Below are 16,400 nucleotides of genomic sequence, written 5' to 3' on the forward strand. Positions count from 1 at the left end.
TGGGGGATTCACCTTGGCGACAGTCGGATATGCCCATCACTCGAATCGGCAGCGCCACCTGGATGGCGAGGCCGCACAACAATCCTGAAGCTGACACCGATCCAAATGTGGGAGGGGGCTTGCCCCCGATTACGGTGCGCCAGTGACAGCTTGTTTACCTGACCCACTGCTATCGGGCTCGCGCCCCCTCCATCCATCGCTAAATTGTTTCAAAACTTGACGCAATTCGATCCCTTCGCCATATTGATAGTTAGCAAACTAACTGTATGCGAACTATCCAGTGCCTCAATCCCTCGAACAACTCCAGATGAACCTCAGCAGCAGCATGGTGGTGGGCGCCCGTCATTGGCGCAAAATCTGCCAGAGCACGCTGGTGAGCTACGGTATTTCCGAAGCCTGCGCCGTGCCGTTGTTGATGATCGGCCGTTTGGGCGACGGTGTGCATCAGGTCAAGGTCGCCCATGCGTCGGGGATGGAAAGCCCGTCCCTGGTGCGCCTGCTCGACCAGCTGTGCAGCGGCGGCTATGTGTGCCGCACCGAAGACGCCCACGACCGCCGCGCCAAGGCGTTGAGCCTCACCGAACGTGGTCGCGAACTGGTGCAGGCGGTGGAGGCGCAACTGGTGCGCCTGCGCAAAGATGTGCTGGCGGATATCGCGCCCGCCGATATGGAGGCGGCCCTGCGGGTGTTGCGCGCCTTTGAGGCGGCGACGCTTTGAACGGATTTTTCACCGGTTTCCCGCCCGCCCGCGACTGGTTCTACGGCGTACGCACCTTCGCGGCGTCGATGATCGCCCTGTATATCGCCATGCTGATGCAGATGCCCCGTCCGTATTGGGCAATGGCCACGGTGTATATCGTTTCCAGCCCGTTTGTCGGCCCCACCAGTTCCAAAGCGCTGTACCGCGCCATCGGCACCTTGATGGGGGCGGCGGCGGCGGTGTTTTTTGTGCCGATGTTCGTGCAATCGCCGTACATCCTGGTGGTGGTGATCGCGCTGTGGACGGGCACCTTGCTGTTTCTGTCCATGCACCTGCGCACGGCCAACAACTACGCGCTGATGCTGGCCGGCTACACCTTGCCGTTGATTGCCCTGCCGGTAGTGGATAACCCACTGGCCGTGTGGGACGTGGCCGAAGCGCGTACCGAAGAAATCTTCCTCGGCATTGTGGTGGCCGCCGTGGTCGGCGCGATGTTCTGGCCACGACGCCTGGCGCCGGTGTTCGACGGTTCGGTGGCCAAGTGGTTTGCCGATGCGCAGGTCTACAGCCAGCGGTTCCTGACGCGCACGGTGCAGCCTGACGAAATCAGCACCTTGCGCGGCGGCATGGTCGCCACCTTCAACACCTTGGAATTAATGATCGGCCAGTTGCCCCACGAAGGCGCGCGTCCACAGACGGTGCGCAATACCAAAGAACTGCGCGGGCGCATGATCCACCTGCTGCCGGTGGTGGAGGAGCTGGATGACGCGCTGTACGCCGTCGAACAGCGCGCGCCGCAGTTTCTCGAACGCCTCAAGCCGCTGCTGGACGCCACCGCCCAGTGGCTGCAAAGCAGTGCCGACAATCCGTCCCTGGACAGTTGGCGCGCCCTGCGTGACCAGATAGAAGCCCAACAGCCCAGGGGCGACGCGCTGGATGATCGCCACACCTTGCTGTTTTCCAACGCGCTGTACCGCCTCGGCGAATGGGTCGACCTGTGGCAGGACTGCCGCAGCCTGCAAGCCGCCATCCACTGCGAGAGCCAGGACACCTGGCGCGCCGTCTATCGCCACTGGCGCTTGGGCCGGCTCACGCCGTTCCTCGACCGTGGCCTGATGTTCTACTCGGCGTTTTCCACCGTCACCGCGATTATCGTCGCCTCGGTGCTGTGGATTCTGCTGGGCTGGACCGACGGCGGCAGCGCGGTGATCCTGGCCGCCGTCGCGTGCAGTTTCTTCGCCTCGATGGACGACCCCGCGCCGCAGATCTACCGGTTCTTTTTCTGGACGGCGATGTCGGTGCTGTTTGCCAGCCTCTATCTGTTTTTGGTGCTGCCCAACCTGCACGACTTTCCGATGCTGGTGCTGGCGTTCGCGGTGCCGTTTATCTGCATCGGCACGCTGACCGTGCAGCCGCGCTTCTACCTGGGCATGCTGCTGACGCTGGTTAACACCTCGTCGTTCATCAGCATCCAGGGCGCCTACGACGCCGACTTCCTCAACTTCGCCAACGTCAACCTGGCCGGGCCCGTGGGCCTGCTTTTCGCATTTGTGTGGACGCTAATCGCGCGCCCGTTCGGCGCCGAACTGGCGGCCAAGCGCCTGACGCGCTTCAGTTGGCACGACATCGTCGGCCTGACCGAGCCGGCGACCCTGGCCGAGCACCGGCACCTGGCCGTGCAGATGCTCGACCGTTTGATGCAGCACCTGCCGCGCCTGGCCCTGACCAATCAGGACACCGGCATTGCCCTGCGCGATTTGCGCGTGGCGCTCAACCTGTTGGACCTGCTGGCCTACTCGCCGCGCATCCTCGGCGTGCCGCGTGTGCTGCTCAACCAAGTGGTGGAGGGCGTGGGCGGTTACTTCAAGGCGTGCCTGAAAGCGGGTGAACGCTTGCCCGCGCCAAGCGGTCTGCTGATGACCCTCGATCGCACGCGCCGCGCCCTTAACGGCCAGGGCCTGCAAGGCGAAGACGACACCCGCCTGCATTTGCTGCATGCGCTGGCCGGCCTGCGCCTGGCGTTGTTGCCCGGCGTGGAATTCATTGGCGGCACGGAGATGCAAGCGCCGCTACCCGATGGAGCGCCTTTATGATCGGTGATCTGGATATCAGCGGGGTGTTCCTGCCCACGCTGCTGGTGCTGATGGGCATTACGTACGTGCTATTTCTGGTGGTGCATGGGTTGTTGACCCGTCTCCACTTCTATCGCCTGGTCTGGCACCGGGCATTGTTCAATGTGGGGCTCTACGCGCTGTTGCTGGGCGCGGTGGACTCACTCAGTCGATACCTGATGACATGAAAAAACCGTTTTTGACTATTGGCCGTGTGGTCCTGACGCTGCTGATCGTGAGTTTTGCGGTCGTGGTGGTGTGGCGCATGGTCATGTACTACATGTTTGCGCCGTGGACCCGTGACGGCCATATCCGTGCCGACATCGTGCAGATCGCCCCGGACGTGTCCGGGCTGATCCAGCGCGTGGACGTGCACGACAACCAACTGGTGAGCAAAGGCCAGGTGCTGTTTGCCGTCGACCAGGACCGCTTCAAGCTGGCCCTGCGTCAGGCCCAGGCCGCCGTGGCCGACCGCCAGGAAACCCTGGCCCAGGCCCAGCGCGAATATAAGCGCAACCGTGGCCTGGGCAACCTAGTGCCCAGCGAGCAATTGGAAGAAAGCCAGTCTCGCGTGGCCCGCGCCCAATCGGCCCTGGCCGAAGCCCAGGTAACGGTGGACTCGGCGCAGCTCAACCTCGACCGCTCGGTAATTCGCAGCCCCGTGGACGGCTACGTCAACGACCGCGCGCCGCGCACTCAGGAGTTCGTCACCGCTGGGCGCCCGGTGCTGTCGGTGGTGGACAGCAACTCGTTCCATATCGACGGTTATTTCGAAGAGACCAAGCTCGACGGCATCCACGTCGGCATGGGGGTGGACATCCGCGTGATCGGCGACAACGCCCGCTTGCATGGGCACGTGCAAAGCATCGTCGCCGGCATCGAAGACCGCGACCGCAGCAGCGGCTCCAACCTGTTGCCCAACGTCAACCCGGCGTTTAGCTGGGTGCGCCTGGCCCAGCGCATTCCGGTGCGCATTGCCTTTGATGAGGTGCCGGCGGACTTTCGCATGATCGCCGGACGTACCGCCACGGTGTCGATCATTGACGACTCGACCAAGGCCGGAGCCCGGCCATGAAACAGTTGTTAGCCATCGTTGCCCTGGGTTCTTTGCTGTCGGCCTGTCAGATGGTCGGCCCGGATTACCAGGTGCCGGACACCGCCGCGGTCAAGCGCGGCGATCTGCAAGGGCAACTGCCGTCCGATGGCAAGAACGTGGTGTCGGCGCCGGTGCCGACGGATTGGTGGAAGCTCTACAACGACCCGCGTCTGGATGAACTGGTGCGCCAGGCCATGGCCTCCAACACCGACCTGCGGGTGGCTGCGGCCAACCTGCAACGCGCGCGCTATCAAGTGCAGCAGGCCGAATCCGCCGGCGGTTGGAGTGCCGGCGCCAAGGCCGAGGCCCAACGCTTGCAGGAGTCCGGCGAAGCCTTCCTGCTGTCGGAAAAAGTCCCGGTGGGTAACATCGGCAGCGTGGGCATCACCACGTCGTATCAATTCGACCTGTTCGGCACCCTGCAACGCGGCATCGAAAGCGCCCAGGCCAGCGCCGACGCCACCCAGGCCGCCGCCGACATCGCGCGCATCACCCTGGTGGCCGATGTGGTGCGCTCCTACACGCAAATCTGTGCGGCGAATGAAGAACTGGCGATTGCCAACCGTTCCCTGGAACTGCAAGCGCAAAGCACCACGCTGACCCAGCGCCTACGCGATGCCGGCCGGGGCGATGAAACCCAGGTGACGCGCTCGCAAACCCAATACAAATCCCTGCGCGCCGAGATGCCGCGCTACCAGGCGGCGCGTCAGGCGGGGCTCTATCGCTTGTCGATGCTGCTGGCCAAACCCCTGGAGCAACTGCCGGCGGGCACCGGTGATTGCGCCGAGTTGCCGCACATCGCCCAATTGCTGCCGGTGGGCGACGGTGCCACATTGCTCAAGCGCCGCCCCGACGTGCGCCAGGCCGAACGCCAACTGGCCGCCGCCACCGCGCGCATCGGCGTGGCCACTGGCGCCCTGTACCCGGACATCGCCATCGGCGCCAGCGTCGGCACCGTGGGCCTGCTCGATAACCTCGGCCAACCGGCGACCAACCGCTGGGGCTTTGGCCCGATGATCAGTTGGACCGTGCCGACCAACGGCGCCCGCGCGCGTATCCATGAAGCCGAAGCCGCCACCCAGGGGGCGTTGGCGCATTTCGATGGGGTGGTGCTCAACGCGATCCGCGAAACCCAGACCGGCCTGGCCCAGTACACCGCCGTGCTGCAGCGCCGCGACGCATTGGCCGAGGCCGAGCAATCGGCGCAGCAGGCAGCGGACCAGACCCACCGCTTCTTCCAGGCCGGTCGCGCCTCGTTCCTGGCCGACCTGCAGGCCACGCGCACTTACACCGAGATGCGTGCCCAACTGGCGGCGGCCAACACTCAGGTCGCCATGAGCCAGATCGACCTGTTCCTGGCCCTGGGCGGCGGCTGGGAAAGCGGACGAACGCAAGCGTCGGCGTCCAGCAAACCCTGAGCGAATAGCTATGCTTTGACAGGCGGGCGCCGTGGCTTTCGAGCCAGGCGCACGCCTGACACTGCTCGCGTTTGCTCATGGGGATTCCAATAATGAAAAACCCTTATGCTCCCGCTTTCTGGTGCGTGCTCTTCGCACTGGTGCTGTTATCGGCCGCGTATTTCTATGGCGTCATGCTTTCCCACCAACTCGACAAGGCCATGGTGTTTCTCGACAGCGCCTGCCTGGTGATCGGCACTTTGTCCATCGGCGTGGTGGCCTGGGCGTCCTACCAGAATCAACGCATCAAGAAAAAACTCCTCGAACAAGGCAAGACCCGCGTGGCCATCTGGGACACCAAGGTCGCACTGCGCCGCGTCGAAACCGTGTTCGACCGCTATTTCTGGGGCAGCTACTGGCAGCCGGGGCGCACCTTCCAGGAAGTGATGGGCGACCTGACGGGCACGCCGTTGGAAAAAAGCCTCGAAACCCTGAAAAAACAGTGCGTGGTGCTCGACAAGCAGGTCGCCGAAGGTCGGCATTGGCTCAATAACGCGCGGGAATTGTCCGACGTCGCCACGCAGATGGCCCGCGAGCGCTACCAGCTGGACTTCTGCGACCCCAAGGCCGACACCCCCGGCAACGCCGTGATCCACCGCGAATTCGAGGTGCTGGTGTACACCTGGACGGCTCGCTTGAAGAGCTTCGATCACCAGCTCGATGAAATCGAATTGGAGTATTCGTGAACCAGTAGCGATCTGATGCCTCTGAAAGGTTGCGCCGTTTAAGGCCGCCAGTGCTAATCTTCCCCCCGTTTTCGGCGGGCTTGAGCCAACCCTTGCAGGGTTCAAGGAAGACAGCCCACTTCTCACAGGATTTGATCAGGTCACTTCATGAATAAGCCAGCAGTCGTTCTTTTGGGTTTTGTTGTCGCCGTCGGCGTCGTCAGTGCAGGCGGCGCCTGGTACACCGGTAAGCAGTTGGAGCCGGTGTTGCAGACCGCGATCCAAAACGCCAACAAGGAACTGCAAACCTCCATGGCCGGCGTTGACGGCAGCGTCGCCCTGGAGCTGGTGTCCCTGGAGCGCGGCGTGTTCAGCAGCACCGCGCACTACCGCCTGAAGGCGCAGGGTCCGGTGTTCGGCGAAGAAAACCCGAACCCGGAGCTGCTGTTCGTCGACCATATCGAACACGGCCCGTTGCCGTTCTCGCGTCTGGTCACGCTTAAATGGCTGCCGGTGATGGCCACCAGTCACTACGAGCTGGAAAAGAACGCCACCACCGAGAAGTGGTTCGCTGCCGCCAAAGACGCATCGCCGCTCAAGGGCGTGGCCAATATCGGCTATACCCGCGCGGTCAACGGCAATGTCGAACTGCTGCCCCTGGAGTTCAAGGACGATAAGTCCTCGGTGAGCTTCTCCGGCGCCAACCTGAATTTCGATGGCACCGCCGAAGGCCAGAAAGTCAAAGCCGACGGTTTTATGAACAGCCTCAAGGTCGCCGCCGTGGACGCCCAGGGCGCGCCGTTCGAAGCCGAACTGGCCGGCCTGACCGTGGCCAGCAACCTGGCCAAGTCCACCTTCGGTTTCTACACCGGGCAGAACACCGTGGAGCTGACGGACGCCAAGTTCACCGTCGGCGTGCAGAAAGACGTGATCTCGCTCAAAGGCTTTGAGCAGAAAGACTCCAGCGAAACCACAGACAATAACCTGGCCGGCCGCGTCGACTACAAAATCGACGAGATCGGCTACAAGGGCAAACCTGTCGGCTCGGCCGCCATGGCGCTGAGTATGAAAAACGTCGACGTCCCGGCCATGCTGGTGCTGACCAAGCTCTACCAAGACAAGATGCAGCCGGTGCAAGCCGCGGCCGCCGCTGGCGAGCCCGTGCCTGAACTGCAATTGACCGAAGCCGAGCAGACCCTGGCCGAAGCCAACGTCAACCAACTGTTGGCCGCCAAGCCGCAACTGGCGCTGGAAAACCTGTCGCTGAAAACCACCCATGGCGAAAGCAAGTTCAGCCTGGTGGTGGACCTGGCCAAGCCGGCGTCGATGGAATTGCCGCCGGTTGAACTGGGCAAGCAGATGGTGTCGCTGCTGGACGCCAACCTGACCCTGTCCAAGCCAATGATCGCCGATGTGTCCGCCCTGCAAGCCCAAGCCGGCGGCCTGACCGACCCGAAAGCCATCGAGCAGCAAGCCCAGATGGCCGCCGAGATGGTCAGCGGTATGGCCGTGGGTACACAACTGGCGACCCTGGTGGGCAGCGATGTGGTGTCCAAACTGCACTACGCCAACAATGAAGTGACCTTCAACGGCCAGAAGATGACCGTCGAGCAGTTCATCGGCTTTGTGATGTCCAAAGTCGGCGCGGTCAGCGGCGCGCAATAATCGCCTCACGTGTGGCAAGGGCGCTTGCTCCCTTGCCACAAGCGGCGCTGCTTCGTGGGCCGCGCGTAAATCCCCCTTCTTCATCCAATTCTGAACAATTGTTCTGATTTGCGCTTTTACCCACCGCCCTCGGCGATAGTGACCACAGGAAAGCTAGGCCGGGTCATGAGACGTCGGCACCCTGAAGCGAATTGCTCAGGACCACCTATCGTTACAGCTTTCCCTGTAAGGAAGCTCACGATATGTTGCCAAACCCACCACTCAGTGCATCAGGCCGGTTGCGACTGCTTATCGGGGTCGCCTTGTGCAGCCAATTGCTGATGCCTGCTTTTGCCCTGGCCGATCCGGCCTATGACGCGCTGATTATTCAGGCGCGCAACGGCAACTTCACCCCCGCCCTTACGCAATTGCGCCAGTTGTCCGCCGAGCGCCAGACGCCTGGCCAGGTCAGCGATCACCTGGTGATTGCCGGTTGGGCCGGCCAGGACGCCGAAGTGCTGCAGGTCTACGAGGCCCAGGGCAAGCATCGCAACCTCAGCACCCAAGCGCTGGCCACGGTGGCGCGCACCTATCGAAATCAGAAACAGTGGGCCCAGGCCGAGGCGGTGTACCGTCAGGCGTTGCTGCGCGAACCGAACAACATCGACCTGCAACTGGGCCTGGCCCTTACCCAGGCCGATGGCGGCAAGGCTAACGAAGCGGTGCAGAGTACCCGTGCATTGGTGGCCGCCAAGCCTGACGACCCCAACCGCCGCATGGCCCTGGGTTATGCGCTGACCCGTGCCGGCTTGAATTACGACGCGCTGTTCGAATTCGATCAGGCGTTTATGCGTGCCGGCGATAAGCCGGAAGTTGCCCGCGAATACATCATCGCTCTGCAAAAGGCCCGCTTGCCGGAAGCCGCGCTGCGTCTGTCGGCCCAGCGTCCGGGCCTGCTGGATGCGGTTACCCAACGCCGCCTGGAAGGCGATCTGGCCGCCGAGCGTGTGCGCATGGCCGAGTTCGCCACCCGCAGTGAACAAGAGCGCTACGTGATCGCCGACCGTGCGCTACAGGCGTACGACAACCTGCTCGCACGCTGGACCCCCGACGCCAGCGCCCACGATGACGTGGTGCGCTGGCGCATCGATCGCCTGGGCGCTCTCAAGGCTCGGGCGCGCACGGCGGATGTGGTGCGCGAATACGAAACCTTGACCCGCGAAGGCGTGCAATTGCCCACCTACGCGGTGCGTTGGGTGGCGGCGTCCTACCTGGACCAACGCCAGCCGGAAAAGGCCGAGCCGCTGTACCGTCAGGCCCTGAGCGCCGCCGATGCCGAACCCGATGATCGCGTCGAAGACACCACCGCCTTGTTCTATGCCCTGCAAGAGAGCGATCAGGGCGAACAAGCCCGCGAAGTCGCTAGCAGCCTCGCCAACAGCCAAAAACCTCGGGTCGAACTCAAGGGCCTGCCGATTGGCAACCCCAACGATTCATGGATGGACGCCCAGCAACTGGCCGCTCAGTCCGGCGTCTACGGCGGCGACCTGCCGGGCAGCGAAGCCAGCCTGGAAGCGTTGGTGGCCAAGGCCCCAGGCAACGTCGGCTTGCGCCTGGCCCAGGCCGACATGTACCGCGCCCGCGACCTGCCGCGCCGCGCCGAAGGCATTCTGAAAGAAACCGAAGCCCAGGCCCCGCGCGACATCGGCCTGGAAGTGTCCCAGGCTTACACCGCCATGGACCTGCAGGAGTGGCGCCAGCTCGACGTGCTCACCGACGACGTGGTCGCGCGCAACCCCGACAGTCGCCAGGTGCAGCGCCTCAACCGCTTGCGCAATGTGCACGACATGGCCGAATTGCGCGTTGAAGCCTACACCGGCAAAAGCTACGGCGGCGGCAACAACAGCGATGCCGGCGCAGTGGCCGGCAGCCGTGACTGGGGCATCGAGAGTGTGATCTACACCCCGCCCATCGACGAAGACTGGCGCCTGTTCGCCGGTGCTGGTTACGCCACCGCCGACTTTGAAGAAGGCACCGGCCACCACCGTTGGCAGCGCGTCGGCGTGGAGCGGCGCACCCGTGACCTGACCCTGGAAGCCGAGGTGTCCAACCACTCCTACGGCTTTGGTTCCAAACAGGGCGCCCGCGTAGCGTTTGCCTATGACCTCAACGATCACTGGCAATACGGCGGCAGCCTCGACTACCTCGCCGCCACCACGCCGTTGCGCGCGTTGAATGCCGACATCACCGCCAATGGCGGCAGCGGGTTTATCCGCTGGCGCGCCAACGAAAGCCGCGAGTGGAAGTTGTCCGTCAGCCCCTCCCACTTCAGTGACGGCAACGACCGCGTCGAAGCCCTGCTCGCCGGCCGCGAGGGCCTCTACAGCTCGCCGAAGGTGCAAGTGGACCTGGGCCTGGAAGTCGCCACCAGCCGCAACAGCAAGGAAGACACGGTGTATTTCAACCCGAAGTCGGACTTCAGCGTGTTGCCCACCGTCAACGTCAACCATGTGCTCTACCACCGCTACGAGACCCAGTGGAGTCAGCAGTTCCAAGTCGGTGCGGGTACGTACAGCCAGCGTGATTATTCCACCGGCGGCGTCGGCCTGATCGGCTATGGCCAACGCTTTCGCTGGAACGATGTACTGGAAGTCGGCGCCAACCTGAGCCTGATCAGCCGACCTTACGACGGTGATCGCGAACGCGATCTGCGCCTGCTCGTCGACCTCACTTACCGTTTCTAAAAGAGCCTGACCATGACTGTTCTCAGCCGTTGCTTGTTGCTCCTGGGTGTATTGCTGGCCAGCGCCTGCGCCCAGCAACCCGCGCCCTTCACTCCACCCGCCGAGCGGCCGACCCCAGCCAACGAAGCGGCGTGGCCGAAGAACCATTTCCTGGGGATCGCCTACCACGACGTGTCTGACCGCGACCCCGATCAGGCCGTGGTGGCGGTGCGTACCGAGCGGTTGATCGAACAATTGGCCTGGCTGCGCGAGAACGGTTACCAGGCGGTCAGTGTCGATCAGATTCTCGCCGCACGCCGTGGGGGCCCGGCGTTGCCACCCAAGGCGATCATGCTGAGTTTCGACGACGGCTATTCGAGCTTCTACACCCGGGTGATGCCGATTCTGCGCGCCTACCGCTGGCCGGCGTTGCTGGCACCGGTGGGCTACTGGATCGATACGCCGCTGAACAAACCGGTGGACTTCGCCGGCATGCCACGCCCTCGGGGTGAGTTCCTCACCTGGGAGCAGATTCGCGAGGTGTCGCAATCGGGCCTGGTAGAAATCGCCGCCCACACCGATGCCAACCACAAAGGCATCCTGGCCAACCCCCAGGGCAACCTGGAGCCGGCCGCGACCACCCGCCGCTATGATCCGGCGACCAATCGCTACGAAACCGAAGCGCAGTTCCAGGCGCGCATGCGTGCCGACGTGGCGGCGATCTCCAACAAAATTCGCAGCGTCACCGGCAAGGCACCACGGGTGTGGGTCTGGCCGTATGGCGCGGCCGACGGCACGTCGCTGGCGGTGGTGGGCGAGCAGGGTTACCAGATGGCCCTGACCCTTGAAGACGGCCTCGATAACCTCGGCGACCTGATGAACAGCCCGCGCTTCCTGGTGGCCTCCGATCCGGACGGCGAGCACTTCGCCAACAGCATCGTGGCCGTGCAGGCCAAGGCGCCGCTGCGCGTGCTGCATGTGGACCTGGACAACGTCTACGACCCGGACCCCGCCCAGCAGGCGCGCAACCTCGACCAACTGGTACAGCGCGTGGTGGACATGGGCGCCGGCACGGTGTTCCTGCAAGCCTTTGCCGACCCCAAGGGTGACGGCCTGGTGCACTCGCTGTACTTCCCTAACCGTCACTTGCCGATGCGTGCCGACCTGTTCAACCGCGTCGCCTGGCAGTTGCATACCCGTGCCCATGCCAGCGTCTATGCCTGGATGCCGGTGCTCAGTTTTGCCCTCGACGCCAAGCTGCCGCGCGTGACCCGTTGGGATCCCAAGACCGGCAAGATCGGCCTCGATCCCGACCAGTACCAACGCCTGTCACCGTTCGATCCCGCCGTGCGCAAGGCTATCGGCGAAATCTACGAAGACTTGGCGCGGGTAGGGCCGATCGACGGCATCCTTTATCACGACGATGCGGTGTTCAACGATTTCGAAGACGCCAGCCCCGCCGCATTGAAAACCTACGCAGCCAACGGTTTGCCCGACAGCATTGCGGCCCTGCGCGCCGACCCGGCGGTGATGCAACGCTGGACGCGTTTCAAGAGCCGCTACCTGATCGACTTCACCCATGAGCTGACCGCCAAGGTGCGCGCCATCCGCGGGCCACAGGTGCTGACCGCGCGCAATATCTTCGCCGAGCCGATGCTCAACCCGCCGAGCGAAGCCTGGTTCGCGCAGAATCTGGATGATTTCCTCCAGGCTTACGACTGGACGGCGCCGATGGCCATGCCCCTGATGGAGGGTCAGCAGGTGAGCACTTCCAACGCCTGGCTGGAGAAACTGGTCGCCACCGTCAAGAAGCGCCCCGGCGCCCTGGAGCGCACGGTGTTCGAGTTGCAAGCCAAGGACTGGCGCACCAAAGAGGCCACCGATATCAACGGTGCGCAAATGGCTGAATGGATGGGTGTGCTTAAACGCCAGGGGGTCACGAGTTTTGGTTACTACCCGGACAACTTCCTGGAAAACTCCCCGGACCTGAACACCGTGCGTCCGGCCCTTTCCAACCAATGGAACCCTTGACCATGTTCGACAGAATCCTGGCTTTATTCGTACTGGCGCTGGTGTTGGGCGTGCCCCTGGGCCTGATCTTTCTGGTCACCGGGCAGTTCCTGATGGACTTCGTGTTCTTCTACCCGCTGTTTATGTCGGCGCTGTGGATTGCCGGCGGCCTGTACTTCTGGCTGCACTGGGAGCGCCACTGGCCTTGGGAGGAAGACACCCCGGCGCCGACCCTGGCCGGCAACCCGCTGATCTCGATCATCATCCCTTGCTACAACGAAGGGGATAACGCCGCCGACACCATCCATGCGGCGCTCGGCCAGTTGTACCCGAACATTGAAGTGATCGCGGTCAACGACGGCTCCAAAGACAACACCGCGGCGGTGCTCGATGCCCTGGCGCTGGAACACCCACGCTTGCGCGTGTTGCACCTGGCGCAGAACCAGGGCAAGGCCGTTGCCCTGCGCATGGGGGCCGTGGCGTCACGCAGCGAATACCTGGTGTGCATCGACGGCGACGCGTTGCTCGACAAAAACGCGGCGGCTTATCTGGTGGCGCCAATGCTGGATAACCCACGCCTGGGCGCCGTCACCGGCAACCCACGTATTCGCACGCGGTCGACCTTGATCGGTCGCGTCCAGGTGGGTGAGTTCTCGTCGATCATCGGTTTGATCAAGCGCACCCAGCGCGTGTTCGGCCGGATCTTCACGGTGTCGGGGGTGGTGGTAGCGTTCCGTAAGAAGGCGCTGGACCGCATCGACTACTGGAGCACCGACATGATCACCGAAGACATCGACGTGAGTTGGAAGCTGCAGTTGGATCACTGGGCCATCTTCTACGAGCCGCGCGCGCTGTGCTGGATCCTGATGCCCGAAACCGTCGGCGGCTTGTGGAAGCAGCGCCTGCGCTGGGCCCAGGGCGGCGCCGAAGTGCTGTTCAAGAATATCCGCGGCATCTGGCAGTGGCGTCACCGCTATCTGTGGCCACTGCTGTTCGAGTACTGCCTGTCCACCGGCTGGGCGTTCACCTTCCTGCTGTCGGTGATCTTTTGGGGCGTGGGCAAGTTTATTGCGCTGCCACAGGCAATCGCCGTCGACGCTCTGATGCCGCCGGCTTTTACCGGGCTGGTACTGGCGATGGTCTGTCTGCTGCAGTTCGCGGTGAGCATCATCATCGACCGCCGTTACGAGAAAGACCTGTGGAAAACCCTGTTCTGGACCGTGTGGTACCCGATGGTGTTCTGGTTGGTCAGCCTGTTTACCACGCTGGTCAGTTTCCCCAAGGTGTTGTTCAACCAGCATCAGAAACGCGCGCGCTGGGTCAGCCCGGACCGTGGCATCAAACCTGTCAGTGAGGAGGCGTGATCATGCACCTGGTCAGAACTCGCCAAAGCCTGGTGATGTGGATTATCGATGTGCTGTTGACGCTGATGGCTTGGGCCGGATTGATCTGGCTGCTGGCACGCGGTATCACCTCGATGCTCGACACCCACGGTGGCCCGCGTATCGAAGCGCCGATTTTCGCAGCGCTCAACACCTTGCAGATCTACCTGTGGATCGCGTTGTTCAACGCGGTAATCCTGGTGTCCTGGGCGCGCTATCAGCAACGCAAGGGCCGTAAGTTCGCCCAACGCCGCGCACAAGCCAACGCCTTGAGCGACCAGCACCTCAGTGAGAGCTTCAAACTGGGTGCCGGCGATCTGGAACAACTGCGCCGCCCCGGCGTACTGGTTATCCACAACGACGAAGAGGGCGGTGTGGAAGAGGTAAGGTCCCATGTCTCCCGCGACGTGGAACGCCCGGCATTGACCCTCGTCCCCGGCCAGGAAAAAGATCAAAGCGTTAGATAAACCGTGCAGTCATGACGGTGTGGTGAGTGGGCTTGCCCTAGTGAGCAGGCTCACCACGCCAACGCTGGCGGGTCCTGCTCTAGCGGCGTTGCATTGGAATACCGACAAATGGGATCCAATTCACAAAACGCCCGCGAACTTTTCCGTCTTTCTCGGTACTAACCTATCTCGGCAATAACTTGATGGCTAAATAATGGCATCTAATTAGTTGTGGCCGACTCATATTCAAAAAGTGCAGCCACTGGTCGGAATAATTGTTCCGTTAATCTGCGCATGCTCTTTTTGATTGGTTTTTATTGTTATTAATCAAGGGCTTGAAAACTAAATAGGTGCGATCGTGCAACTAGCTCATTAGCTTGGGCTAGCGCAAGTTCGATGTTAGTTTGCGCCCCCTTGATTTTCGACGGATCGAACATGTCTCTGTTATTACCACGGACTCGGTACTTTCTATGCACTTTCCTGCTCGTTTGCTTGAGCATGAACAGCGCCACCGCCGCCCCCACCCCCGGGGACCAGGACCTGATCCGCGACCGGCAGAATCGCCTGCTCGAAGAGCAGAGCCGTCGTCTGCAAGAGCTTCAGGACCTGCCCGGCAAACAGACCAAGCCCGCCGCTCCGACGACGCCGGCAGACACTCGCTGCTTCCCGATCCAAGACATCGAACTCAAGGGCGCCGACAGCCTGTCCGCCGCCGACCGCACGCGCCTGCTCAAACCTTATCTGGGCCAGTGCCTGGGCGTGTCGCAGCTCAACGAACTGCTCAAGGTCATCACCGACTATTACATCGCCAAAGGCCGCGTCACCAGCCGTGCCTACTTGCCGCAGCAAGACCTGTCCAGCGGCCACCTGCAGGTGCTGGTGGTCGAAGGCAAACTCGAAGCGCTGAAAAGCGCCGAAGGCAGCAGCGTCACCGACCGCGAACTGGCCATGGCCTTTCCCGGCAAGGTCGGCGAGGCGCTGAACCTGCGCGAAATCGAGCAACTGGTGGACCAACTTAACCGCTTGCCCTCCAAGCAGGCGCAGATGGAACTGACCCCAGGCCAGCAGATTGGCGGCAGTGACGTGGTGGTCAAGAACACCCCGCAAAAGCCCTGGCGCGCCAGCCTGTCGCGTAACAACGACGGCCAGAAAAGCACCGGCGAACAGCAATGGGGCGCCGGCCTGGAATGGGACAGCCCGCTGGGCCTGGGCGACCAACTGATGCTGCGCGGCGGCCACGATGCGGTCAGCGACCACCAGAAAACCTCGAAAAACAGCATGCTGTATTACAACGTGCCGTGGGGCTGGTGGAACTTCAGCTACACCTACAGCGAAAGCGACTACCGCACCTACGGCCACACCAACGACTTCAAATTCAAGCAGGACGGCGACAACCAGAACCATCAACTGCGCGCCGAGCGGGTGATCCACCGCGACGACGTGAGCAAGACTTCGGTGAACGTCGGCCTGGCCCATCTGCGTACCAACAACTACATCCTCGATACGCGCACCGAGGCGAGCAGCAACCGCCTCAGCGAACTCCAGTTCGGCATCAACCACGGTCGGCGCATCGGCACTGCGTTCGTCAACCTCGACCTGGGCATGCAGAACGGCATCGGCCTGCTCGATGCCCAGTCTGAAGAAGAACGCGATCAGTTCGGCAACCGCCAGGCCAATTCGCGCTACCGCAAATACACCGCCACCGTCAGCTATTTGCAGCCGTTCACGCTATGGGGCGAGTCGTTGAGTTTTTCCAGCCTGGCCACCGGTCAGCGCAGCGAAGACATTCTGTTCAGCCCGCAACGCGTGAGCCTGGGCGGCTCGGCCTCGGTACGCGGTTTCAAGGACCAGCAACTGACCGGCGACAGCGGCGGCTACTGGCGCAACGAGGTGCGTTGGGCGCGCCCGGTGACCCTGGATTGGATGCGCCCGGCCTTTGCCGAGTACGGCGCCAGCGTCGGCTACGACCAGGGCGTGATCAGCAACGACCGCTACAACGGCGATGTGCATGGCCGCGTGTCCAGCAACTCCCTGGAGCTGTTCGCCCGGGGCAAGCACGTCAGCACCAGCGTGACCTTTGCCCATTCTTTGGAAAGACCGGCCGTAGTGAGCGAGCGCGAAGCGCCGATCTACTTCCGTATGGACTTCTTCCTGTAATTCAACGCC

General features: G+C 62.8%; 12 protein-coding genes. All 12 read left to right on the forward strand.

The window, feature by feature from the left end; genetic code table 11:
* Nucleotides 1–307 precede the first annotated feature (307 nt).
* The 12 genes from HRH33_RS01675 (at nt 308) to HRH33_RS01730 (ending at nt 16,391) form a co-directional block, all read left to right on the forward strand.
* On the forward strand, nt 308–718 hold the full coding sequence (locus tag HRH33_RS01675; protein ID WP_167418109.1) for a MarR family winged helix-turn-helix transcriptional regulator: 411 nt from the start codon (nt 308–310) through the stop codon (nt 716–718).
* Nucleotides 715–2,793 carry an FUSC family protein gene (locus tag HRH33_RS01680; protein WP_167418110.1) on the forward strand — a complete coding sequence of 693 codons (2,079 nt, stop codon included), beginning with the start codon at nt 715–717 and terminating at the stop codon, nt 2,791–2,793. Before HRH33_RS01675 ends, HRH33_RS01680 begins: the two co-directional genes overlap by 4 nt.
* Nucleotides 2,790–2,999: a DUF1656 domain-containing protein gene (locus HRH33_RS01685; RefSeq protein ID WP_010214247.1), complete on the forward strand. Its 210-nt coding sequence runs from the start codon at nt 2,790–2,792 to the stop codon at nt 2,997–2,999. Before HRH33_RS01680 ends, HRH33_RS01685 begins: the two co-directional genes overlap by 4 nt.
* Nucleotides 2,996–3,886, forward strand: coding sequence for an efflux RND transporter periplasmic adaptor subunit (locus HRH33_RS01690; RefSeq protein ID WP_034095266.1), 891 nt, complete (start codon nt 2,996–2,998; stop codon nt 3,884–3,886). Before HRH33_RS01685 ends, HRH33_RS01690 begins: the two co-directional genes overlap by 4 nt.
* Nucleotides 3,883–5,325 carry an efflux transporter outer membrane subunit gene (locus HRH33_RS01695; RefSeq protein ID WP_034136403.1) on the forward strand — a complete coding sequence of 481 codons (1,443 nt, stop codon included), beginning with the start codon at nt 3,883–3,885 and terminating at the stop codon, nt 5,323–5,325. The genes HRH33_RS01690 and HRH33_RS01695 overlap by 4 nt, the downstream gene beginning before the upstream one ends.
* Nucleotides 5,326–5,417: 92 nt before the next feature.
* Nucleotides 5,418–6,050 (forward strand): hypothetical protein, encoded by a 633-nt coding sequence (locus HRH33_RS01700; RefSeq protein WP_034136404.1) that lies wholly within the window; start codon nt 5,418–5,420, stop codon nt 6,048–6,050.
* A 147-nt stretch (nt 6,051–6,197) separates the two neighbouring features.
* Nucleotides 6,198–7,694: a YdgA family protein gene (locus HRH33_RS01705; RefSeq protein ID WP_167418111.1), complete on the forward strand. Its 1,497-nt coding sequence runs from the start codon at nt 6,198–6,200 to the stop codon at nt 7,692–7,694.
* Nucleotides 7,695–7,936: 242 nt separating this feature from the next.
* Nucleotides 7,937–10,417 (forward strand): poly-beta-1,6 N-acetyl-D-glucosamine export porin PgaA, encoded by a 2,481-nt coding sequence (pgaA, locus tag HRH33_RS01710; RefSeq protein WP_034136405.1) that lies wholly within the window; start codon nt 7,937–7,939, stop codon nt 10,415–10,417.
* 12 nt (nt 10,418–10,429) lie between these two features.
* Nucleotides 10,430–12,427, forward strand: coding sequence for a poly-beta-1,6-N-acetyl-D-glucosamine N-deacetylase PgaB (gene pgaB / locus HRH33_RS01715; RefSeq protein WP_094066089.1), 1,998 nt, complete (start codon nt 10,430–10,432; stop codon nt 12,425–12,427).
* 2 nt (nt 12,428–12,429) lie between these two features.
* Complete coding sequence (gene pgaC / locus HRH33_RS01720; RefSeq protein WP_034095272.1) at nt 12,430–13,770, forward strand: poly-beta-1,6-N-acetyl-D-glucosamine synthase; 1,341 nt, start codon at nt 12,430–12,432, stop codon at nt 13,768–13,770.
* Nucleotides 13,771–13,772: 2 nt separating this feature from the next.
* Nucleotides 13,773–14,255 (forward strand): poly-beta-1,6-N-acetyl-D-glucosamine biosynthesis protein PgaD, encoded by a 483-nt coding sequence (gene pgaD, locus HRH33_RS01725; protein ID WP_034136407.1) that lies wholly within the window; start codon nt 13,773–13,775, stop codon nt 14,253–14,255.
* Nucleotides 14,256–14,669: 414 nt separating this feature from the next.
* Nucleotides 14,670–16,391: a ShlB/FhaC/HecB family hemolysin secretion/activation protein gene (locus tag HRH33_RS01730; protein ID WP_099312420.1), complete on the forward strand. Its 1,722-nt coding sequence runs from the start codon at nt 14,670–14,672 to the stop codon at nt 16,389–16,391.
* Nucleotides 16,392–16,400 lie beyond the last annotated feature (9 nt).

The organism is Pseudomonas rhodesiae, assembly GCF_013285305.1.
In the GTDB taxonomy this organism is placed as follows: Bacteria; Pseudomonadota; Gammaproteobacteria; order Pseudomonadales; family Pseudomonadaceae; genus Aquipseudomonas; species Aquipseudomonas rhodesiae.